Consider the following 21,808-nt stretch of genomic DNA (forward strand, 5'->3'; position numbering starts at 1 on the left):
GCAGCATCACCGTAGCCGTCAGCCTTTTATCTCCATATATTGCCGCCCCTATGGCTAAACAGAAGAAACACCCAACAGGGACCATCGCGCAGAACAAAAAGGCGCGACACGATTACTTCATCGAACATAAGTTCGAGGCTGGTCTGGTCCTGGCCGGCTGGGAAGTAAAAAGTCTGCGGGCAAGCAAGCTGCAACTGGTCGACAGTTACGTGCTGCTCAAGGATGGCGAAGCGTGGCTGCTAGGCAGTCACATTACGCCTCTGATGACCGCCAGCACCCACGTCATCGCTGACCCGGTGCGCACGCGCAAATTGCTGCTCAACCGCCGCGAGCTGGAAAAGCTTGCCGCTGCCGTGCAGCAAAAGGGTTACGCCTGCGTATGCCTGTCCTGGTACTGGAGCAAGCACATGGTCAAGTGCGAAATTGCTCTGGGCAAGGGCAAGAAGGAATATGACAAGCGTGACACCGAGCGCGAACGCGATGCCGGTCGTGAGTTGCAGCGCGCCGTGCGCAACAAGGGCAAGGAAGATTAATTTTTTCTGCCTGTGGCGAGGGAGCTTGCTCCCGCTCGCCTGCGCAGCAGGCGCCATCGGTTCTCGCTTAAATTAAAGCGAGAGCCGCTGCGCGCCTCAGCGGGAGCAAGCTCCCTCGCCACAATTAATTTGCCACCTCACATCCCCTTGCGCCGCTCCGCCCGAGCCATGCGCTGAACCTCTTGGCGCACCTCTTCCAGCACTTCCTGCACATACAAAATGTGTCGACTGGAGACTTCCCTCGCCTGCTCCGCACGACCTTCGATAATCGCCAGATACAATTCCCGATGCTGAGTGATCAGCATGTCGCGGGTTTCCGTGCGCTGCTTGTACATCCCGCCGATGTTGGTCACGACATTGCGCTTGAGCAAATCAAACAACCCGCGAATGGTGTGTAACAACACCGCGTTATGACTGGCCTCGGCAATCGCCAGGTGAAACTTCGCATCCGCCGCGCCCTCCTCCGCCCGACTGACATCGTCGTGACGCGAGTAGCAATCCTGCAGCTCTTCGAAGGCAGCCGTCAGGCGCTCGCGATCGACATCGGTGGCGCGCAATGCCGCGTAATAAGCGCACGATGCCTCCAGAGTGTGCCGAAATTCCAGCAAATCACGCTGCGCCTCGGGATTGCTTTCGAGCAATTGCAGAAGCGGATCGCTGAAGGTCGACCCTAGGCTTTCCACCACATAATTGCCGCCACCCTGTCGACTGACCAGCAGCCCCTTGGCCGCCAGTTTCTGAATCGCTTCGCGCAGCGACGGACGTGATACGCCAAATTGCTCGGCCAGCGTGCGCTCCGCTGGCAACCGCTCACCGGACTTCAGCGTGCCCTCGAGAATCATCCCCTCGAGCCGCTCGACAATGTCGTCAGACAAACGGCGCTGACGTATCTGATCAAACCCCATAACTCATTTCTCCACGATCCCGACCGCTCGCCGGGCTCTCTATTCTGGCCTATTGGCGCGCTGTCGACACCTGCCAGAAAACAATCGCCCGACCAGATCAGATGAGTTCTGTACCGCTCATTCGACAAAAGTTTCAGGGCGACAAATTGACACACCGACATCAAGGCTTTTACCCTAGCCAACAGCGATTGTAAATTGGTCTTACCAATTATCCAAGAACGCTGACAGTGCCTGACCAACAACAATTAGGGGCCACCCCATATGCAAACCTGGCAACAGCTCTACAGCCCGCTCGGCAGTCTCGGCGTCTCCGCACTCGCGGCCGTCATCCCCATCGTTTTCTTCTTCCTCGCTTTGGCGGTGTTCCGCCTCAAAGGTCATGTGGCCGGCAGCATCACGCTTGCCTTGTCGATTGCCGTGGCGATCTTCGCGTTCCAGATGCCGGTCGACATGGCTTTCGCCGCCGCCGGGTATGGCTTCGCCTACGGTCTGTGGCCGATTGCGTGGATCATTGTCGCGGCCGTGTTCCTCTACAAACTGACGGTCAAGAGTGGTCAGTTCGAGGTCATTCGCAGTTCGGTACTGTCGATCACTGACGACCAACGCCTGCAAGTGCTGCTGATCGGCTTCTGCTTCGGCGCGTTCCTGGAAGGTGCCGCCGGTTTCGGTGCACCGGTCGCGATTACCGCCGCCCTCCTCGTCGGACTGGGCTTCAACCCGCTGTACGCCGCTGGCCTGTGCCTGATCGCCAACACCGCGCCAGTCGCGTTCGGCGCGCTGGGCATTCCGATCATCGTCGCCGGCCAGGTGACTGGCATCGACGCGTTCAAGATCGGCGCCATGACCGGACGCCAACTGCCGCTGCTGTCGCTGTTCGTACCATTCTGGCTGGTGTTCATGATGGACGGCCTGCGCGGCGTGCGCGAAACCTGGCCGGCCGCACTGGTTGCAGGCCTGAGCTTCGCCATCACCCAATACTTCACTTCGAACTTCATTGGTCCGGAACTGCCGGACATCACCTCGGCGCTGGCCAGCCTGATTTCGCTGACCCTGTTCCTCAAAGTCTGGCAGCCGAAACGCACCGCAGGCGCGCAAATCGCCGGCGCGACATCGAGCGCAGCGATTACTGGCAGCGTCGGTGGTTTCGGTCAGAAACGCACCACTGTGGCCTCGCCTTACAGCCTCTGGGAAATTTTCATTGCCTGGTCGCCCTTCCTGATTCTCACCGTGCTGGTGACCATCTGGACCCTGAAGCCATTCAAGGCAATGTTCGCCGCCGGCGGTTCGATGTACAGCTGGGTGTTCAACTTCGCGATTCCGCACCTTGATCAGTTGGTCATCAAGACTGCGCCGATCGTGGCAGCGCCGACCGCCATCCCTGCGGTATTCAAACTCGACCCGATTTCTGCGACCGGCACCGCGATTTTCTTCTCGGCGCTGATCTCGATGATGGTATTGAAGATCAATTTCAAAATTGGTCTTACCACTTTGAAAGAAACTTTCTACGAACTGCGCTGGCCAATCCTGTCGATCGGCATGGTGCTGGCGTTCGCGTTCGTCACCAACTATTCCGGCATGTCTTCGACCATGGCTTTGGTGCTCGCAGGTACTGGCGCCGCGTTCCCGTTCTTCTCGCCGTTCCTTGGCTGGCTGGGCGTGTTCCTCACCGGTTCCGATACCTCGTCCAACGCCCTGTTCAGTTCGCTGCAAGCGACCACCGCGCACCAGATCGGCGTCAACGACACACTGCTGGTCGCGGCGAACACCAGCGGCGGCGTCACCGGCAAGATGATCTCGCCGCAATCGATCGCCGTGGCCTGCGCTGCGACCGGTCTGGTGGGCAAGGAATCGGATCTGTTCCGCTTCACCCTCAAGCACAGCCTATTCTTTGCAACGATTGTCGGTCTGATCACCCTGGCTCAAGCCTACTGGTTCACCGGCATGTTGGTGCACTGATACCTTCAAGAAGCCTACAAGACGTCTAAAAGAAGCATGGAAATAACCGACGCCGGTTCGTGATTCCGGCGTCAGCAATTCACAACCCGGTCTGTAAGGCTGCTGAAAGCAACTCTCTCTATATTCAGCAGCCTCAGCGGACGGATAACCGGGACCACCCGGAGACACGCCTGATGAGCGAGCTTTTTTACAACGCTGTGCCGAACGCGACCCGCGTTGCACCGCCACTGCCCGAACCACAGCAATACCCCAGCGAGAAACCGTCGCGGGTCTACCTGTTCGGCACCTGTGTGGTCGACCTGTTCTACCCCGAAGCCGGGATGGACGCGATCCACTTGCTGGAGCGCGAAGGGATTCGGGTCGAGTACCCGCAAGGGCAAAGCTGCTGCGGACAACCGGCCTACACCTCGGGTTACACCGAGCAGGCACGGACCGTGGCGCGCTCGCAACTGGCGCTGTTTGCCGGGGATTATCCGGTGGTGGTGCCGTCGGGTTCTTGCGCGGGCATGTTGCGCGAACATTACGCCGACTTGTTCAAGGACGAGCCAGAGACGCTGAAACAGGTTCAAGCCCTCGCGGCTCGCACCTACGAGCTGGCGGAGTTCCTGCTGTTCGTCTGCAAGGTGCAGCTCAAGGACAGCGGCGAGCCGGTAAAAGTCGCGCTGCACACCTCGTGTTCGGCGCGCCGCGAAATGAATACCCACCTGCACGGCCGCGAATTGTTGGCGCAGCTGAGCAACGTGGAACGGGTCAACCATGACCATGAAAGCGAATGCTGTGGCTTCGGTGGGACATTCAGCGTCCGTATGCCAGACATTTCCGGCGCAATGGTGGCTGACAAGACCCGCGCGCTGAAGGAATCCGGTGCACACAAGGTACTGAGCGCCGACTGTGGCTGTTTGATGAACATCAACGGCGCATTCGAGAAACAAAAAGAAGCGCTACGCGGGCAACATCTCGCCAGCTTCCTCTGGCAGCGAACCGGAGGTGCGAAATGAGCACCTCGACGATTATTCCTACGGTTGCCGTAGAAGAAGATTTCCGCACCCGGGCGCACAACGCTCTGGGTGACCCGCAGCTACGGAATAACTTCCGCACTGCCATGGATTCATTGATGACCAAGCGGGCAGCGGCTTTCAGCGATGCCCACGAAAGAGAACATTTGCGCGCCTTGGGCAACTCGATCAGGGCGCGTGCGCTCTCCAAATTGCCCGACCTGCTCGAGCAACTGGAAACAAACCTGACCCGCAACGGTGTGACAGTGCACTGGGCGGAAACGGTGGACGAGGCCAATGGCATCGTCTTGTCGATCATCCGCGCTCACGAGGCGCGGCAAGTGATCAAGGGCAAATCGATGGTCAGCGAAGAGATGGAGATGAACCATTTCCTCGAGGCTCAAGACATTGAATGTCTGGAGTCCGATATGGGGGAATACATCGTCCAGCTCGACCACGAGAAGCCTTCACACATCATTATGCCGGCGATCCACAAGAATGCCGGTCAGGTCGCGTCCTTGTTCCACGACAAACTTGGCGTGGAATACACCAAGGACGTTGACCAACTCATTCAAATCGGTCGCAGAGTCCTGCGACAGAAATTCTTCGAAGCGGACATCGGCGTCTCCGGTGTCAACTTCGCTGTCGCCGAAACTGGCACCCTGCTGCTGGTGGAAAACGAAGGCAACGGGCGCATGACCACCACCGTGCCGCCGGTGCACATCGCCGTCACCGGCATCGAAAAAGTCGTCGAGAACCTGCGCGATGTGGTGCCACTGCTCTCGTTACTGACCCGCTCGGCGCTGGGCATTCCGATCACCACGTACGTCAACATGATCTCCGGTCCGCGCAAGGAGCATGAACTCGACGGCCCACAGGAAGTGCATCTGGTGCTGCTCGACAACGGTCGCAGCCAGGCTTTCGCCGACAGCGAATTGCGCCAGACCCTGAACTGCATCCGTTGCGGCGCCTGCATGAACCATTGCCCGGTCTACACCCGTGTTGGCGGCCACACCTATGGCGAGGTTTATCCGGGGCCGATCGGCAAAATCATCACGCCGCATATGGTCGGCCTGGCCAAGGTTTCGGATCACCCGAGCGCGTCTTCGCTGTGCGGTGCCTGCGGTGAAGTGTGCCCGGTAAAAATTCCTATCCCGGCGATCCTGCGTCGCTTGCGTGAAGAGAACGTCAAAGCCCCGGACAGTCCGCATCAAGTGATGCGTGGTCAGGGCAGCAAGTATTCGCGCAAGGAACGCTTTATCTGGAACGCCTGGGCCAGGCTCAACAGTTCGCCGACCTTGTATCGATTGTTCGGTTTCTTCGCCACGCGCTTGCGCGCCCTGACGCCAAGCAATGTAGGCCCGTGGACACAAAACCACAGCGCGCCGAAACCCGCCGCCCGCTCGCTGCATGATATGGCCCGCGAGCATCTGGCCAAACAGGGAGACCGCTGATGAGCGCCAAGCAAAATATTCTCGCCAAACTGCGGAAAAGTCTGACGGGCGCCACACCGATTGCCGACAACTTCGATGTCGATCTGGTGACGCAGCCTTACACCTACAGCGCCGAACAACGCATCCCGCAACTGCGAAAAATGATGGAAGCGGTGCACACCGAAATTCACATGACGTCAGGTGAAGAATGGCCTGCACTGCTCGCGCAATTGCTGCGTGATCGTCAGTTGCCTGACCTGTTGATCGCACCGACTACGGCGCACGGTGAAAAAGTCACTCAACACTGGTCGAACAATCCTGATCTCCCGACGCTGAAATCCTACGACCGGCCGATGGAAGAGTGGAAAGCCGAACTGTTCAACGACACCCCGGCCAGTCTCACCGGCACCCTCGGCGCCATCGCTGCTACGGGCAGCCTGATTCTCTGGCCGACCCGCGAAGAACCCCGGCTGATGAGTCTGGTGCCGCCCGTACATTTCGCGTTGCTCAAGGCCAGCGAAATCCGCGACAACTTTTATCAGGTGCAAGAGGAATTCAACTGGGCCCAAGGCATGCCGACCAACGCGCTGCTGGTATCCGGCCCGTCGAAAACCGCTGACATCGAACAAGTGCTGGCCTACGGCGCCCACGGTCCGAAAGACCTGGTGGTTCTGATTCTGGAGGACCAATGACGTTACCGGCGACTTTCCTGCGCGATGCGCAACAACTGATTCCGGCCGACCGCCGCTTCGACGATCCGCTATCAACATTGGCCTTCGGCACCGACGCGAGTTTTTATCGACTGATCCCCAAACTGGTGATCCGCGTCGAGTCCGAAGACGAAGTGGTGGCGTTGCTGCAACTGGCCCAGCGCGATCAGGTCCCGGTGACCTTCCGTGCAGCCGGCACCAGTCTGTCTGGGCAGGCCATCAGCGATTCCGTCCTGATTGTGCTTGGGGATAACTGGAACGCCCGCGAAATTCGTGGCCAGGGCATGCAAATCCGCCTGCAACCGGGGGTTATCGGTGCACAGGCCAACGCGTGGCTGGCACCGTTCGGGCGCAAGATCGGCCCGGACCCGGCCTCGATCAACGCCTGCAAGATCGGTGGCATCGTCGCCAACAACGCCAGCGGCATGTGCTGCGGCACTGCGCAGAATACCTACCACACGCTGGCGGGCATTCGTCTGGTGCTGGCCGATGGCACGCGGCTCGATACCGAAGACGCCGCCAGTGTCGCGGCATTTCACAGCAGTCACGGCGAACTGCTGGAGCGTTTGGCGACTCTGGGCCGCGAGACCCGCGCCAATGCGGAATTGGCTGCGCGAATCCGCCACAAATATCGTCTGAAAAATACCACCGGCCTGTCGCTCAATGCCTTGGTGGATTTCGATGAGCCTGTGGATATCTTGAGTCATTTGCTGGTTGGCTCGGAAGGCACGCTTGGCTTTATCAGTGCGGTGACTTACGACACCGTGATTGATCACCCGAACAAAGCTTCGGCATTGATCGTGTTTCCGGATGTGGAAACCTGCTGCAACGCAGTCACCGTGCTGAAAAGCCAACCGGTGTCGGCGGTGGAACTACTGGATCGCCGCAGCTTGCGCTCGGTACAGAACAAACCGGGCATGCCCGCTTTCGTACAACAACTGTCGAATAACGCTTGTGCATTACTGATCGAATCCCGCGCGGCCTCCGCCTCGCTGCTCCAGGAGCAACTGGTGCAGATCATGGTCTCGCTCAACCACTTTCCCGTGGAGAAACGCGTCGATTTCACCGAGGACCCTGTCGAGAACGCCCGACTCTGGGCGATCCGCAAAGACACCTTCCCGGCAGTCGGTGCCGTACGCAAAACCGGCACCACGGTGATCATCGAAGACGTGACCTTCCCGGTCGAGCAACTGGCCATCGGCGTAAATCGCTTGATCGAGTTGTTCGACAAACACTCCTACGACGAAGCGATCCTTTTCGGACACGCCCTGGAAGGCAATCTGCACTTCGTCTTCACCCAAGGCTTCAACAGCGCGGAAGAAGTCGCACGCTATCAAGCGTTCATGGACGACGTCGCGCAATTGGTCGCGGTGGAATTCGGCGGTTCGCTCAAGGCTGAACACGGGACCGGACGCAACATGGCGCCGTTCGTGGAGCTGGAATGGGGCAGCGACGCCTATCAATTGATGTGGCAGCTCAAACGTCTGCTCGACCCGAATGGCATCCTCAACCCGGACGTGGTGCTCAGCGAAGATCCGCAGATCCACCTCAAGCACCTGAAACCACTGCCGGCAGCCGACGAGATTGTCGACAAGTGCATCGAGTGCGGCTTCTGCGAACCGGTCTGTCCGTCAAAAGGCCTGACCCTGAGCCCGCGCCAGCGCATCGTCATCTGGCGGGATATTCAGGCGAAGAAGCGCGCCGGCATCGACACCACCGAACTGGAAACAGCCTACGAGTACCAAGGCATCGACACCTGCGCCGCGACCGGTTTGTGCGCGCAACGTTGCCCTGTAGGCATCAATACCGGCGACCTGGTGAAAAAGCTCCGAGGACGACACGCAACGCATCAGAAAACTGCCGACTGGATCGAAGGAAATTTCGCCAAAACGCTGCAAGGGGCACGCTTCACCCTGCATGTCGCCAATGGTGCGCGGATGCTGCTGGGCGCGCCGCGCCTGGCCAGGCTCTCGGCGACGCTGACGCGATTGTCCAAGGGCCAGGTGCCGTTGTGGACGAATGCGATGCCGCAACCGGAGAAGGCCATTCGCTTCAGCCCGAGCGTGTCGGACGAACGCCCGCGTGTGGTTTATCTGGCCGCCTGCGTCTCGCGGGTAATGGGCCCGGCGGCGGGTGATAAAGAGCAAATGTCGCTGTACGACAAAACCCGCGGCCTGCTGGAAAAGGCCGGTTACCAAGTGGTCTTTCCCGACAATCAGGACAACCTTTGCTGCGGTCAGCCTTTCGCCTCCAAAGGCTATGCCGAACAGGCTGAACACAAGCGCCAGGAGTTGATCGGCGCATTGCTGCACGCCAGTCGCGGCGGGCTTGATCCGATCTATTGCGATACCAGTCCGTGCACGCTGCGACTGGTGCAGGATGTCGGCGATGTTCGCCTGGATCTGTACGACCCGGTGCGCTTCATCCGTACGCATCTTCTTGATCGACTGGATTTCACCCCACAGGACGCGCCGATAGCCGTGCATGTGACCTGCAGCACCCAGCATCTGGGTGAAAGCCAGGCGCTGATCGATCTGGCGCGCAAATGCAGCAAGAACGTGGTCATCCCCGAAGGCATTCACTGCTGCGGGTTCGCCGGTGACAAGGGCTTTACCACGCCAGAGCTGAACAGCCATTCACTGCGCACACTCAAGGAGGCGGTGCAGCATTGCAGCGAGGGCATTTCCACTAGCCGGACGTGTGAGATCGGTCTGACGCAGCATGGTGGAATCGACTACCACGGTCTGGTGTATTTGGTGGATCGGGTGACCCAAGCAAAGGCCGGCTGAAGAAAAATAGAACCCTTGCGTGCGACCGTAGTCCACAGAACAAGCCCCACATTAAGGGGCTTTTCCCTCACTCGGTTGCCGGTTTTCGGCTAACGACGTCTGGACCACTCGGTTCAAGGAGATACACATGAAACGTTCTGTACTGTTAGGTCTGTTCGTTACTGCTTCGCTGATGGCCTCCACCTCGTTCGCCGCTGACAAGCCTGCCGATCTGTGCGATGCCAATATCCAGACCATCGACAACGCCAAGGGGCAGCTGTCATCGAACCCAGACCTGAGTCAGCGCGCTGAAACCAGTGTCGCCAAAGCCAAGGCGCTCAAGGCTCAAGGCAAAATCGACGATTGCATTGCGGAAACCTCGCAAACCATCGTGGAATTGCGCAAGTCCACCGGCACCAACAATTGATCGAGGCGGCGGCCAACCTTCGGGTTGGCCTTGTCGCCCGTTTGGCGTACACTGCGCAGGCTTGTTGCTCAAACAGATGTACTGAGCAATGAGTTCGGGGCCGTTTAGGATTCGACGCCGGTTGCGAAACTTTAGGTGCATGCCGAGTTGGTAACAGAACTCGTAAATCCACTGTTGCAACTTCTTATAGTTGCCAATGACGAAACCTACGGGGAATACGCTCTCGCTGCGTAAGCAGCCTTAGCCTTCCCTTCTGGTACCTTCGGGTCCAGCAATCATCAGGGGATGTCTGTAAACCCAAAATGATTGTCATATAGAACAGAATCGCCGTGCAGTACGTTGTGGACGAAGCGGCTAAAACTTACACAACTCGCCCAAAGCACCCTGCCCGTCGGGTCGCTGAGGGTTAACTTAATAGACACGGCTACGCATGTAGTACCGACAGCGGAGTACTGGCGGACGGGGGTTCAAATCCCCCCGGCTCCACCAACTCTCAACGACAAAGCCCGCCCAGTGCGGGCTTTGTCGCATCTGCAGATCCTGCACACACCAACTCGGCTGTCATCCCGCTCCGAAGATTGCCGCCGGATTCCAATCGCCCCAAGGTTAGACGGCCTCACGGCTGCGGCTCTATCCTTCGAGCCACATAGGCCACTACCCGAAGGACCCTCATGAATATCTGGCTCGGCGCCGCACTCGCGACCCTCGTCTCACTGTCTGCCCACGCTGCCACCACCGACGTCCCGCCGCGGATTCAGCAAGTCGTCTACAAAAGCGGCTATGGCAGCGTGCAGTTCAAGCAGTCGATCAAGGGCTATAAAACGGCGGAGTACAAACTCAGCGCGAAGGCCGGGCAGATCCTGACTGTGGACTTCAAGCCCTCCAACAGTTCCGCATATTTCAATATCACCGCCAAAGGCGCGGATTACGCGCTGTTCAACGGTTCGATCATGGGCGATCACTTCATCGGCTCGTTACCCGCCGACGGCGATTACACGGTGCAGGTCTATCTCATGCGCAACGCAGCGCGGCGTAATGAGGTGGCCAACTATGAAATTTCGCTGATCGTCGCCAACGGCGATGCTGTGGATAACAATCTGTCTTTTGACCAGAACCTGGCGTTGCAGGGCATCGACTTTCATGTGAAAGCGGATCAGGTCGATGGCAAGCCCGTGGTGCGCATCGAGCCCAAAGGCCTGGAAATCGACAACTCGCCGATCACCCGCCCGCTCAACGGCAGCATCGTCCGCGCTGAAGTCGCCGACCTCAATAACGATGGCTCGCCCGAGGTCTATATCGCTACACGCTCGCCCGGGCGCGGTATGCCGGGGGAACTTATCGCCTACTCCGCCAACCGGAAAAAATCCCTGAGCGAAATCTATTTGCCGCCAATCAGCGAAAATCCAAAAGCGGCCGAGGGGTATCAGGGCGAGGATTCGTTTGCGGTGGTGGAGAACATGCTCGTGCAACGCTTTCCGGTGTACGACAGCGCCGACGCGGGGGCGGGGCGGACGGGGAAGATGCGGCAGATCCAGTACAAACTGGTGGCGGGAGAAGCTGGGTGGGTTTTGCGCGAAGAGAAAGTAGAGGAGTAATCAGCCCGGCTGCGTCTGGGCTTGAACCTATGGCACCGTGCACACGGCCATGCCACAGGCGACAAAACCGGCGACATCATGAACAACGAGAGAAGCATTAGCTTCCTACATTCCACGTCCTAGGAAATTTCCCGCAATACGCGTCGACTTTCATGAACTGGTGCACAGTTTTTTCCGGCGCTACCCTCCCTGACTCGCTGCCATCCAGCGGACGGTTTGACAGACCGCCCCCGCAGAGATTGTTCATTCCACGGAGCTACGTCATGAAAAAGATCACCCGACTTTCCCTTGTTGGACCGGCACCCGCCGACGCGCAAACGCCCGGCCAGCAATCGCCCGCCAGCGCGACCGGCGCAACCGGTCGAAATCGCCGCCGTACCATCCCCCTCAAGCAGATGTTCAGCGTGCGCGACGATGTCGACACGATCACTCTGCTCTCGCACGCCAGTGATCTTCTCGATTCCCTCACGCAGATCAGCGCAAACTTTGCCGATGAATGCGAAGGATCCCAACGCCATATCGCGGTGGCGATCAGGCAACTGAGCGCGTTGGCCGAAATTGTCGTCTGTCGGGCACGGGACCAGGTTGTGCAACAGGGATCGCCTGCCCCATCAGGCCCTGAAGTGCGCCATTAACAGGCGACACCGGCACTGACCGCGCTGCCGCCCGGGCAGTCCATCGAGATGAATTTTTCTTCACTGCCGGGCTGGTGCCAAACCGGTACAGTCCGCTCGCTCATTCAAGAAACTACGGTTCGCCCGCGGCTCTCCCGCGGGCTTTTTTTTGCCTGCGGATTGGCGTCGAGGCGGTAGACGAGCGTGTCCTGCACGCCGTGGCGTTGTGAATGCCGGGCCTTTGAGTGAACGCTGATCAGTACCAGCCCTGGTTAGCTGTCTGAACAAGCCGGTTTGTATTTTCTGCCGCAGCGGGCAATTCTGTCCTTTGATCCCACTGACCGGAGCGCCCGATGCCGCTGTTGACCCTGCCCTGCCAACGCCTGACGCTCGCCATCCTTGACCCGGAACAGGCAAAACTGGAAAGCGATTTCTACCAACGCAACCAGCGTCACCTCGCGCCGTGGTCACCGATCCGTACCACTGACTATTTTTCCACCGAGCAAATTCAACGCCGCCTCGATATCCAGGCCGACGCGTTCGAAGCCGGGTTGGCGATGCATTTCGCCCTGTTGACGCCCGACGGCCAGCAGATGATCGGCGCCTGCAATTTCAGCGGGATTATTCGCGGGGCGTTTCAAGCCTGTTATCTGGGTTATCACATCGACGCAGCGCATCAGGGTCAGGGTTTGATGCAGGAAGGCCTGGAGGCTGGCATCGACTACATGTTCGACACCCAGAACCTGCACCGGATCATGGCCAATTACATTCCCGGCAACGAGCGCAGTGCGCGGTTGCTGGAGCGACTGGGCTTCGAACAAGAGGGTTACGCCAAAGCGTATCTGAACATTGCCGGGCGCTGGCAGGATCATGTGCTGACGGCGTTGGTCAATCAGGCCTTCGAAGCGCCGGATCAGCGTTGGTCCCGTCGTTTGGGCTGACATTCACAATTTGTTCAGCAATGGCGATCTATGCTCAGGCCTCCTGCCCTTTCCGGTTGCCTGAAACCTATGTCGCGTGCCGCCCCGTCGCTGTTTCTGCTTGCTGCCCTGCTGTTTTTCTTCGCATTGGGCAATCATCAATTGCAAGGATCCACCGAAGCCCGCGTTGCCGGGATCGCCATGGAGATGCATCTGGACGACGACTGGGTGACGCCCCGTCTGTTCGGCGAGCCCTTTCTGGAAAAACCACCGCTGAGTTTATGGCTCGACGCCAGCGCCATGCGCGTATTTGGCGTCTCGCCGTGGGCAGTGCGGTTGGCGTCGGCGGTGGCCGGGCTGCTCAGCGTGATGTTGCTGTACGGCATGTTGCGGCGCTTCGAACGCCCGAAAGCGATCGCCTGGACGGCAGGCATTCTGCTGGCGACGATGGCCAGTTACTGGAGCAACGTGCGTGGGGTCGGCGAGGATGCGCTGCTCGCTCTCGGCGTGACGGCCGCGCTGTTGGGATTTTTCCAGGCGCAACGAGCATCGACCGCCGGCAGTTCGCTGTTGTTTGTCGTCGGAATCGCCATCGCCACGCTGAGTAAAGGCGTGCTGGGGCTGGCGATGCCGGGCGTGGTGATTTTCGCTTATCTGCTGGCGGATAACCTGATCGACAAACGCCTGAAGATCGGCGATTGGCTGCGGCCGGGACTACTGACGCTGGTCGGGCTGATTCCGCTGCTGATCTGGCTGGCCGTGCTGTATCAGCGCGGCGGTCTGCAAGCGGTCAGTGAAGTATTGCTGACCAACAGCGTCGGACGCTTCAGCGGATCGTTCGTCGAGGCCGGGCACTACGAGCCGTTCTACTACTACCTGGCCAAACTGCCCGAAGCGTTTTTACCATGGAACATTCTGGTGTATCTGGGGCTTTGGCATTTCCGTAAACAGTTGAAGGCCAATCGTTACCTGCTGTTTTTCAGCCTGTGGATCGTTGCGCAATTCATCATGCTGACCCTGGCGTCGAGCAAGCGCACGGTGTACCTGATGTCGATGACACCGGCGGCGGCGGTGATTGCGGCGGAGTATGCGTGGGTACTGTTCGAGCGATTGAAAGGGTATGAAGGCGCCAATCGGCTTGTAGGAAGAATCGCCCGTCATCGTCAGACGTTGGCAGTTGGCGTACTGACCGTGGTGATCGCCAGCTATCTCGCCGCCGCACAGTGGGCGCTGCCTCATGCGGATAAAAAACTGTCGTTCCTGCCGCTGACCGAACACATTCAGACGCTGCAAGCCGAAGGGCATCAAGTGGCATTGTTTCAAGCCAATGAGCGGGTTGGCGGGGCGAGCGTTTTCTACACGCAGCAGGTGCTCAAGGGGCTGGATACTGATGCGCAGCTACGGGATTATCTCGCCGCGTCCCCAGCCCACGTGGCGTTGAAGGCGGGAGACCAAGAGCCCGCCGCCCCGCTGAAAGTGTTGAAAACTTTAATGGTCGGGCGGCAGGCGTACTACTTCGTGAGGTATTGAATCACCACAGCGCGATGTCATACGTCAGGTACAGGCGATAGTTATCTCGATCACTGGCGTAGGTCGAACGATAGGTGGCTTTGCGCACCTCGATGCCTACGCCTTTTAACGCGCTGCTTTGTATGACATAGCGCAGATTGGTGTCGGACTCCCACTCCCGCGCCTCGCGTCCTTTGTAGTCGCCGTTTTCGCCCTTGTAGTAACGGGTCATCAGGCTCAGTCCCGGCACAAACGCCGCAAAGTCATAGTCGTAACGCAGCATCCAGGTCTGCTCACCGGCCTGGATGAATTTTCCGACACCGGCATTCGAGAACGAATAGACCGTCGACACACTTGTGTAGGGCAACGCGGTATCGCCGCTGACTTTCTGATAACCGAGACCCAGGGCATGGCCGCCGAGACGATAGGTGAACAGGCCGCTGAACATATCGGCATCCACTGCGCCGTTGCGCGCCTCACCGGAATCGTCACTGATGAAGTAACGCAAATCGCTCGTCAGACTGCCGCTGCCCACCGGCAGCTTGTGCACCAGCCCGAAAAACTGCTGCCGGTAGAACTCGCGCATCTCACCGTAATACCAGGTGCCGCTGAGGCTCGGAGTGAACTTGTAAGTGGCGCCGGCAAAATCAAAGTCAGTGCCTTTGCTGCCGGAATAGCCCTGAGGATAGAGATCGACGCTGTCGGTGGAATTGCGCTGTTTGAACTTGTCGAGGTGACCGCTGTGCAAATACAGATCACGGATGCCGCTGTATTCGATCTGCGTACCGCGAAAGGTTTGCGGCAACAGGCGGCCATCGTTGTAGACCAGCACCGGAATCTTCGGCATCAGGTTACCGGTCTTGATCACCGCCTCGCCGATACGCATTTTTGCCGTGATGCCCAGACTGGAAAAACCGTCCGCCGCATGACCATCGTCGTGCACCGGTAGCAAACCGGTGCCAGCGTGCGTCGGGCTGGAGTCGAGTTTCAGACCGGCAAGGCCCAACGCATCCAGACCAAACCCCACCGTGCCTTCGGTGTATCCCGATTGCAGGTTGAGCAAAAAACCCTGCGCCCACTCTTTGCGGTCTTCACCGCCGTCACGATAACCGTCGTTGAAGTAGTAATTGCGCAAGGTCAGTTTGCCTTGCGAGTCTTCGAAAAATCCTTGAGCCATCAACTCTGGCGACAAGCCCGCCAGCAATCCTGCGGACACAATGCCGCCTCTCGTGAACAGTCCACGCATGGTGTTTTCCTCAGCCCCGCATTATCGGTTTTATGGGCAGTCGCAAAGGTCCCGAAAACGGGATAGGGATGGTTTCTTGTTGATCTGCGAAGCTGGACTCAGCGGCGCATTGCGGCGGACACTAACGGCTCGACAGCGCCTCCACAACGTTATGCGAGAAGCGCATCAGGCTATGCGAAAGCGTGTTCTTCGCAGGCGTACACCTTTGCAGAACCACGGGGATCGTCAGCGTGAATCTCAAGCAACTCGAGGCATTCAAGGCCATCATGGCCACCGGCTCGACCATCGGCGCCGCCACTCGCATGGGGCTTTCGCAATCGGCGGTCAGTCGCTTGCTGACGCAGCTTGAAGAGGCGCTTGGCTTCGCATTGTTCCTGCGCAAGAAGGGCCGTTTGATGGCCACGCCGGAAGCCGAAGAGCTGCTTGCCGAAGTCACCGGGCTGGTGGACGGCATGCAGCGCATTCAACGCATGGCCGACGAATTGCGCATCGGCCGCTCACACAAAAGCCTGCTCAAAGTGGGCGTGCCAACCAGCATGACTCAAGAGCTGCTGCCGAAAATCGTTGCCGAATTTCTCAAGAATCACGAGGACATCGTGGTCGAGTTGCTCACCGGCTCCTACGACACCATTGAGCGCGCCGTGCTCGACCGGACTGCCGATCTCGGGTTCGTGCGTTTGCCCACTGAACTGCCTGATTTCGACATTGAACCGGTGCTGGAAACCGAAGGCGTCTGCGTGATGCCGGCCGATCATCCGCTGACCCGCCACGCGGTAATCCAGGTGCAGCATCTGCGTAACGAACCGCTGGTATTGCTCGGCCGGCAGCGCGCCTTGCGTGCCGAACTCAACCAAGTGTTTCGCGCCGTCAACCTGACACCGCAAGTACGTATCGAAGTGCACTCTGTCGGTGCTGCGTGCAGTTTTGTCGCAGAAGGTCTTGGGGTATCGATCGTCAATGGATTGCTGGCCAGTCACTTCACTCACTTGCCCATCGTCACGCGACCTTTTCAACCGACGTTGCGCTACGAATTCGGACTGGCGTTTCGCCGGGACGAACAGCGTCCACCCATGGTGAGTGCCTTTGCTGCCCATCTCAAACAGCGTCTGAACGAGTCGATGAACACCGTTCACAACCCACAAAACGCATAGCCCGACCCGCTCCTCGCATAACGTTGTAGCCCTTTGTCGTTTGCCCTAGTGTCTGCCCCATCGCAGTACCGACACTCAAAACAAAAACACCAAAGGGCTTACCGCCATGTCCCAGATCAGCCTCACACAACCGGGCGCTGCTGAAAGTCAGACACAACCCGACAAGCCGACAGCACGCAAAACCATCAACCCGGCCATCATCCTGTTGAGCATCGTGTTGCTCGCGGTCGGGTTCACCTATGCCGTCAACTCCGGGACCTTCCAGCGCCAGAACGGGTTGGTGGTACCAGGCTCTTATCAAGTTCTGGAAAAGAGCCACTCCCTCACTCATCTGTTTGCTGTCGAAACACGCGTAGCGAAGGATCCGGTGGCACGCCCGGTGTCGCTGATCGAAGGTTTCATGGCAATCCCGCAGGGCATCGAAAAACGCGCCGGGCTGATTTTCATGGTGCTGTTCATCGGTGGCATGTTCGGCGTACTGAACAAGGCGGGGGTGATCGACGCCGGGCTTGAGCGGTTGCTCGGCATGACTCGCGGCAACATCTATGTGCTGGTGCCGATGCTGATGCTGGTGTTCTCCGCCGGCAGCACTTTCATGGGGCTGGCCAAGGAATTCATTCTGATCGTGCCGCTGATGGTCGCGATGGCCAATCGACTGGGACTGTCCAACCTCATAGGTCTGGCCATCGTCTGTATTTCAGTGAAGATCGGTTATCTGGCATCGATCACCAATCCGGTCGCCCTCTCCGTTGCGCAACCGATGGTCGGGCTGCCAATTTTCAGCGGCATGAGCATGCGCATTGCCGCTTATGCATTGTTCCTCGCGGTGGGCATTGTTTTCGTGCTCTGGAGCATTCGGCGGCACGGCTATGACGCCAGCGCCGTCATCACCTTCGAAAGCCAACCGTTGCCCTTGCGCCATCTGCTCAACCTGCTGGTGCTGGCATGCGGCGTGGGCTTTATGGTGTTTGCGTCAAACCGCTGGGGCTGGAAGTACCACGAACTGTCGGCCTTCTATCTGCTGCTGAGCGTGATCTTCGCAGCGATCCACGGCATGGGCGCCAGCACGGCCGCCAGTGCGTTTGTCGACGGTATGAAAAAAGTCCTGATCGCTGGCGTGTTGATCGGTCTGGCAACCGCGGTGGAAATCATCCTCAGCACCGGTCAGGTGCTCGACACCATCGTCAACGGCCTGGCCAGCGTGGTCAGCGACCACGGTCCGGTGGTATCAGCCTTCGCCATGTTCTTCTCGCAACTGGGCCTGGATGTGCTGATCCCGTCGACCTCGGGCCAGGCGGCCGTGACGATGCCGATATTCGGCCCGCTCGGCCAACTTTCCGGCGTCAGTCCGCAAACCACCGTGTATGCGTTTCTGCTCGGCAATGGCCTGACCAACATGATTACCCCGACCTCCAGCGGTTTGTTGGTGCTGCTCGCCACTGCGCAAGTCGGCTGGGGACAGTGGGCACGCTACATCCTGCCGTTGTTCCTGATCTATACCGTGCTGGCGATGGTGCTGCTGGCGGTCGCGGTGACTACCGGTTACTGAGTTCCAGGGCGTCCACCCGCCATGGAATGGACGCCGGTTTTTACAAGGCTCTGATATGACTTCGCTGAACGAACAGGCATTGCCCGCCATGCGCTTGCTGCGTGACCAGATGATCCGTCTGCGTGATGGCATCCACCTCGCTACCGATATTTACCTGCCAACCGATAGCGCAGGACCGTGGCCGGTAGTCATCGAGCGCACGCCCTACGACAAAAACAGTCCATCGCGCTCGGAAAAACAGCTCGACTCCCGGCACCTGTCCCGTGAAGCCATGGCCACGCGTTTTACTGCGCAAGGCTTTGTGGCGATCTTTCAGGATTGTCGTGGGCGCTACGCCTCTGAAGGCGTATTCACTAAATACACCTCGGAAGGCGAAGACGGTTTTGACACGCTTGCCTGGATCGTCGAGCAGCCTTGGTGCAACGGGCAGATCGGCAGCATGGGTTTGTCCTACGCGGCCCACACGCAATTGGCGATGGCCTGCCTGCACCCGCCGGGACTGAAAAGCATGGTGCTCGACTCTGGCGGTTTTGCGAACGCGTTCCAGTGCGGCATTCGTCAGGGTGGCGCGTTCGAATTGAAACAGGCGACGTGGGCCTGGCGGCAGGCCAAGGAGAGCCCTGCCGCTCTCGCCGACCCGAAGATTCGCGAAGCCCTCGAGCAGGAAGACATCCACCAGTGGTTTACCCGCATGCCATGGCAGGCCGGGCACTCGCCGATTCGCCATGTGCCGGAGTACGAAGCATATCTACTGGAACAATGGGCCCAAGGCACCTTCAGCGATTACTGGCGCAAACCCGGCATTTACGCCGAAGGACATTACGACAGTCTCCCGGACATTCCGGTGTTGTTCATGTCCAGTTGGTACGACGCCTATGTCAGCTCGACGCTGGCCAACTACCAGGCATTCAGCCGTCACAACCGCAGCGTCCAGCATTTGATCATGGGGCCGTGGCTGCATGGCGATCGCAATATCAGCCACAGCGGTGATGTCGAGTTCGGTGCGGCGGCCAACTTCGATGGCAATGTCGCGCGCACCTGGCTGGACTGTCGCCTGGACTGGTTTGAGCGCTCGCTCAAGGTTCAGACCGGCGAACCTGCGCTTACACCACCGGTGCAGGTATTTCTGATGGGCAGTGGCGACGGTTCCAAGGATCGTCACGGCCGACTGCAACATGGCGGGCGCTGGTTGAAAAGCTCGCAGTGGCCGCTCTCTGGCAGCCACTCCCTGGACCTGTACTTGAACGATCAGCGTCAATTGAGCACGGATAAACCTGTGGCAAACGGGTCGAGCCTGAGCTATCGCGCCGATCCCGATCATCCGGTACCGACCATCGGTGGCGCATTGACCTCTGGTGCTCCGGTATTCGTCGGAGGGGCTTTCGACCAACGTGAGCGAGCGGACTTCTTCGGCACCCAAGGCAATGATCAGCCATTGGCCGAACGTGCCGATGTGCTGAGCTTTCAGACCCAGCCATTGAACGAAGACCTGATAGTCGCCGGCCCGCTGAGTATTGAACTGTGGGTGGAAAGTGACGGCCTCGACACCGACTTCACCGCCAAGCTGGTGGACGTGTATCCGGATGGCTACGCGATGAACATTACCGACGGCATTGTGCGTTGCCGCTACCGTGATTCGTGGGAGAAACCGCAGCTGCTGATCCCGGGCCAACGGGTAAAAGTGCTGATCGAACCGTTTGCCACCTGCAACCTGTTCAAACGTGGACATCGCTTGCGCCTGGACATTGCCAGCAGCAACTTCCCGCACTTTGACGTCAATCCCAACAGCGGTGAGGCCGAAGGTCAGGCTTCGCTCAAACGCATCGCCACCAACACGGTACATATGAGCGCTGATTTCGCCTCACATTTGAAGCTCACCGTCATTGCGCCTGAAGCGCTGGCGGAACTGGATCGTCAGGCCACCGATTCGGACTGACGCAACTTGTCCGGTGCTGCGGATTTCTGTCGCACCGGCACATCCAGCCGCGCCCGCCCATAAAACGCCAGTGCCGTCAGCAAACATGCCAACCACACAAAGATCCCGGCCCAGAACGTGTGGGACATGTAGTGCCAGCCCTGCAGAACGCGCGTCGTGCCATAGATAAAACCGAGCAACAGCGAGCCCCACAAAATGGCACTGGAAAAACGCCATTGATAACGCCGCGCCACAAAGTACAGCGCGAGCATGGTGAAGCCACCGGAGGCATGTCCGCCCGGCCAGCAACGTCCACTCCCCGCCTCATGGAACAGCTGGAAATTGCTGTACCACTCGATGTGGGCCATTTTGCCGCCGTACAGCGTGGTCTCGATCGGGCAATAAACGCTGGTGTGCGACTTGAGGAAATGGATCACCCCGGTGCAGACCGCGAACGCGACCACCACGAAGAAAAAATCCCGCCGATGATCAGCGGCAAAACGCAGCACTGGCGCGACTCTGCTGCGTTCCAGGAACGCGCCGAGTCGCGGCCGTTTCTGCGGATTGACCAGCGGCCAGACCAGCGACAGCATCGCGCCGATCAAGGCGATTTCGGCGGTCCAGTTCGGAATGATCCGCGCCCATTTGTGCGTGAGCTTTTCGAAAAAGTGAACCTTATCGAGCGGGAAGGATTGGCTCAGCGGATCGAACAGCAGGTTGCTGAACTGAATGTCGAGGGTAGTCATGTCGAACATCAGGAACACCAGCGCGGCGCAGGCCAGCGGGATGCCGAAGTTGATTGCATAAAAACGCGATTTCATCGGGTGGTCACCGTGCGCCAGTCGGAGGCTTCAATGAAGCCGAGCATCTTCGGAGCCGCCGGGCCGGCAGCGGAAACAAACAGCGAAGCACCGTAACCAAAGTCGGAGTTCGGTACTTTCAGGTCTTTTTCGAGTTGCCCCATGCACTCGCTGTGCGTCACCAGTATCAGGTTACGACCGGCGACCTTGTGAGCCAGCGCGTCCTGCAACATGCGGCCCTTGCAATTGATCAACCAGTCTTCGCCGCTGGTCGCCCGGTTGAACATGTAACCGGCGGTTTGCACGGTGCGCATCACCGGGCTGTTGTAGATGTCGGCGTTGTTCAGGCCCAACTGCTCGAACTGCGCGCCGACAGCCACCGCGACACTGCGTGAACGGTCGGTGATACCGTCATTGCCGCTCAGGCACGCCGCTTTGGAGTGATCACAGCGCTCGACGTGACGCACCAGCACGATCATGTCGCCCCGGGCCCAGCCCGCCGCCAACGCCTGCGCGCCCGCCACATTGCCGTGGGCCAGGTCCGGCACCGCCGCCGGCGCCAGCAACCACAGGGTCAACGGAATCACCAGCACCGAGGCCGCCAGCACCACCCAGGTGTTGCGAAAACGCGCCAGACCACTCAGGTCGATCGAGCGCTTGACACCAAACAGACTCAGTCTCAATTCCACAAAAAGCCGCCCGTCACTTGTCATTCGATGCGGCGAAACTACAGACACTCGCGTGGGCAGCCAGTGAAACCCATGTGAAAAAAGTCTTGGGAT

At 59.0% G+C, this 21,808-nt stretch carries 18 protein-coding genes and 1 other RNA gene; 15 read left to right on the forward strand and 4 right to left on the reverse strand.

The genetic code is table 11. The annotated features are described in order from the left end of the window. Positions 1 to 50 precede the first annotated feature (50 nt). The gene (gene smpB, locus ACIOWE_RS19075; RefSeq protein WP_007915208.1) at positions 51 to 533 is read left to right on the forward strand and encodes an SsrA-binding protein SmpB; all 483 of its coding nucleotides are present in this window, start codon (positions 51 to 53) and stop codon (positions 531 to 533) included. A 137-nt stretch (positions 534 to 670) separates the two neighbouring features. Here smpB and ACIOWE_RS19080 read toward each other — a convergent pair whose 3' ends face one another. Next, positions 671 to 1,438 carry an FCD domain-containing protein gene (locus tag ACIOWE_RS19080; protein ID WP_401394472.1) on the reverse strand — a complete coding sequence of 256 codons (768 nt, stop codon included), beginning with the start codon at positions 1,436 to 1,438 and terminating at the stop codon, positions 671 to 673. Positions 1,439 to 1,699: 261 nt separating this feature from the next. Between ACIOWE_RS19080 and ACIOWE_RS19085 the strand changes: the two genes are divergently transcribed. The 11 genes from ACIOWE_RS19085 to ACIOWE_RS19135 all read left to right on the forward strand — a co-directional run bounded on the left by ACIOWE_RS19085 (position 1,700) and on the right by ACIOWE_RS19135 (position 14,386). Further along, positions 1,700 to 3,394 carry a lactate permease LctP family transporter gene (locus tag ACIOWE_RS19085; RefSeq protein ID WP_401394475.1) on the forward strand — a complete coding sequence of 565 codons (1,695 nt, stop codon included), beginning with the start codon at positions 1,700 to 1,702 and terminating at the stop codon, positions 3,392 to 3,394. Positions 3,395 to 3,567: 173 nt separating this feature from the next. Beyond that, positions 3,568 to 4,392, forward strand: a complete 825-nt coding sequence (locus ACIOWE_RS19090; protein WP_401394478.1) for a (Fe-S)-binding protein — start codon at positions 3,568 to 3,570, stop codon at positions 4,390 to 4,392. Further along, complete coding sequence (locus tag ACIOWE_RS19095) at positions 4,389 to 5,843, forward strand: LutB/LldF family L-lactate oxidation iron-sulfur protein (protein ID WP_401394481.1); 1,455 nt, start codon at positions 4,389 to 4,391, stop codon at positions 5,841 to 5,843. Before ACIOWE_RS19090 ends, ACIOWE_RS19095 begins: the two co-directional genes overlap by 4 nt. Continuing rightward, complete coding sequence (locus ACIOWE_RS19100; protein WP_401394484.1) at positions 5,843 to 6,514, forward strand: lactate utilization protein C; 672 nt, start codon at positions 5,843 to 5,845, stop codon at positions 6,512 to 6,514. The genes ACIOWE_RS19095 and ACIOWE_RS19100 overlap by 1 nt, the downstream gene beginning before the upstream one ends. Then, positions 6,511 to 9,321 (forward strand): FAD-binding and (Fe-S)-binding domain-containing protein, encoded by a 2,811-nt coding sequence (locus ACIOWE_RS19105; RefSeq protein ID WP_401394487.1) that lies wholly within the window; start codon positions 6,511 to 6,513, stop codon positions 9,319 to 9,321. Before ACIOWE_RS19100 ends, ACIOWE_RS19105 begins: the two co-directional genes overlap by 4 nt. Positions 9,322 to 9,448: 127 nt before the next feature. After that, the gene (locus tag ACIOWE_RS19110) at positions 9,449 to 9,727 is read left to right on the forward strand and encodes a hypothetical protein (RefSeq protein WP_401394490.1); all 279 of its coding nucleotides are present in this window, start codon (positions 9,449 to 9,451) and stop codon (positions 9,725 to 9,727) included. A 96-nt stretch (positions 9,728 to 9,823) separates the two neighbouring features. Next, positions 9,824 to 10,216: a transfer-messenger RNA gene (ssrA, locus tag ACIOWE_RS19115) on the forward strand. A gap of 182 nt (positions 10,217 to 10,398) precedes the next feature. Next, positions 10,399 to 11,322, forward strand: coding sequence for a hypothetical protein (locus tag ACIOWE_RS19120; protein ID WP_401394493.1), 924 nt, complete (start codon positions 10,399 to 10,401; stop codon positions 11,320 to 11,322). Positions 11,323 to 11,585: 263 nt separating this feature from the next. Further along, entirely contained in the window at positions 11,586 to 11,957 is a 372-nt protein-coding gene (locus ACIOWE_RS19125) for a DUF6124 family protein (RefSeq protein ID WP_401394496.1), read from the forward strand. A gap of 332 nt (positions 11,958 to 12,289) precedes the next feature. Continuing rightward, the gene (rimJ, locus tag ACIOWE_RS19130) at positions 12,290 to 12,877 is read left to right on the forward strand and encodes a ribosomal protein S5-alanine N-acetyltransferase (RefSeq protein ID WP_401394499.1); all 588 of its coding nucleotides are present in this window, start codon (positions 12,290 to 12,292) and stop codon (positions 12,875 to 12,877) included. Positions 12,878 to 12,946: 69 nt separating this feature from the next. Continuing rightward, positions 12,947 to 14,386 carry an ArnT family glycosyltransferase gene (locus ACIOWE_RS19135; protein WP_401394502.1) on the forward strand — a complete coding sequence of 480 codons (1,440 nt, stop codon included), beginning with the start codon at positions 12,947 to 12,949 and terminating at the stop codon, positions 14,384 to 14,386. A 1-nt stretch (position 14,387) separates the two neighbouring features. On the opposite strand, the gene ACIOWE_RS19140 is transcribed toward ACIOWE_RS19135, so the two are convergent. Continuing rightward, a complete protein-coding gene (locus tag ACIOWE_RS19140) occupies positions 14,388 to 15,611 on the reverse strand; it encodes an OprD family porin (RefSeq protein ID WP_401394505.1) in 1,224 nt (407 codons plus the stop codon). Between the two features lie 230 nt (positions 15,612 to 15,841). Here ACIOWE_RS19140 and ACIOWE_RS19145 point away from each other — a divergent pair, with 230 nt between their 5' ends. The 3 genes from ACIOWE_RS19145 to ACIOWE_RS19155 all read left to right on the forward strand — a co-directional run bounded on the left by ACIOWE_RS19145 (position 15,842) and on the right by ACIOWE_RS19155 (position 20,247). Next, positions 15,842 to 16,762, forward strand: a complete 921-nt coding sequence (locus ACIOWE_RS19145) for a LysR family transcriptional regulator (RefSeq protein ID WP_401394507.1) — start codon at positions 15,842 to 15,844, stop codon at positions 16,760 to 16,762. A gap of 106 nt (positions 16,763 to 16,868) precedes the next feature. Beyond that, entirely contained in the window at positions 16,869 to 18,311 is a 1,443-nt protein-coding gene (locus tag ACIOWE_RS19150) for a YfcC family protein (RefSeq protein ID WP_401394510.1), read from the forward strand. A gap of 88 nt (positions 18,312 to 18,399) precedes the next feature. After that, on the forward strand, positions 18,400 to 20,247 hold the full coding sequence (locus tag ACIOWE_RS19155) for a CocE/NonD family hydrolase (RefSeq protein ID WP_401394594.1): 1,848 nt from the start codon (positions 18,400 to 18,402) through the stop codon (positions 20,245 to 20,247). Here ACIOWE_RS19155 and ACIOWE_RS19160 read toward each other — a convergent pair. Both ACIOWE_RS19160 and ACIOWE_RS19165 read right to left on the reverse strand, forming a co-directional pair. Beyond that, entirely contained in the window at positions 20,226 to 21,047 is an 822-nt protein-coding gene (locus ACIOWE_RS19160; protein WP_401394513.1) for a phosphatase PAP2 family protein, read from the reverse strand. The genes ACIOWE_RS19155 and ACIOWE_RS19160 overlap by 22 nt on opposite strands. After that, the gene (locus ACIOWE_RS19165) at positions 21,044 to 21,715 is read right to left on the reverse strand and encodes a histidine phosphatase family protein (RefSeq protein WP_401394516.1); all 672 of its coding nucleotides are present in this window, start codon (positions 21,713 to 21,715) and stop codon (positions 21,044 to 21,046) included. The genes ACIOWE_RS19160 and ACIOWE_RS19165 overlap by 4 nt, the downstream gene beginning before the upstream one ends. Between the last annotated feature and the right edge of the window lie 93 nt (positions 21,716 to 21,808).

Origin of the sequence: Pseudomonas sp. NPDC087598 (genome assembly GCF_044743525.1) — a bacterium.
Lineage (GTDB): Bacteria > Pseudomonadota > Gammaproteobacteria > Pseudomonadales > Pseudomonadaceae > Aquipseudomonas.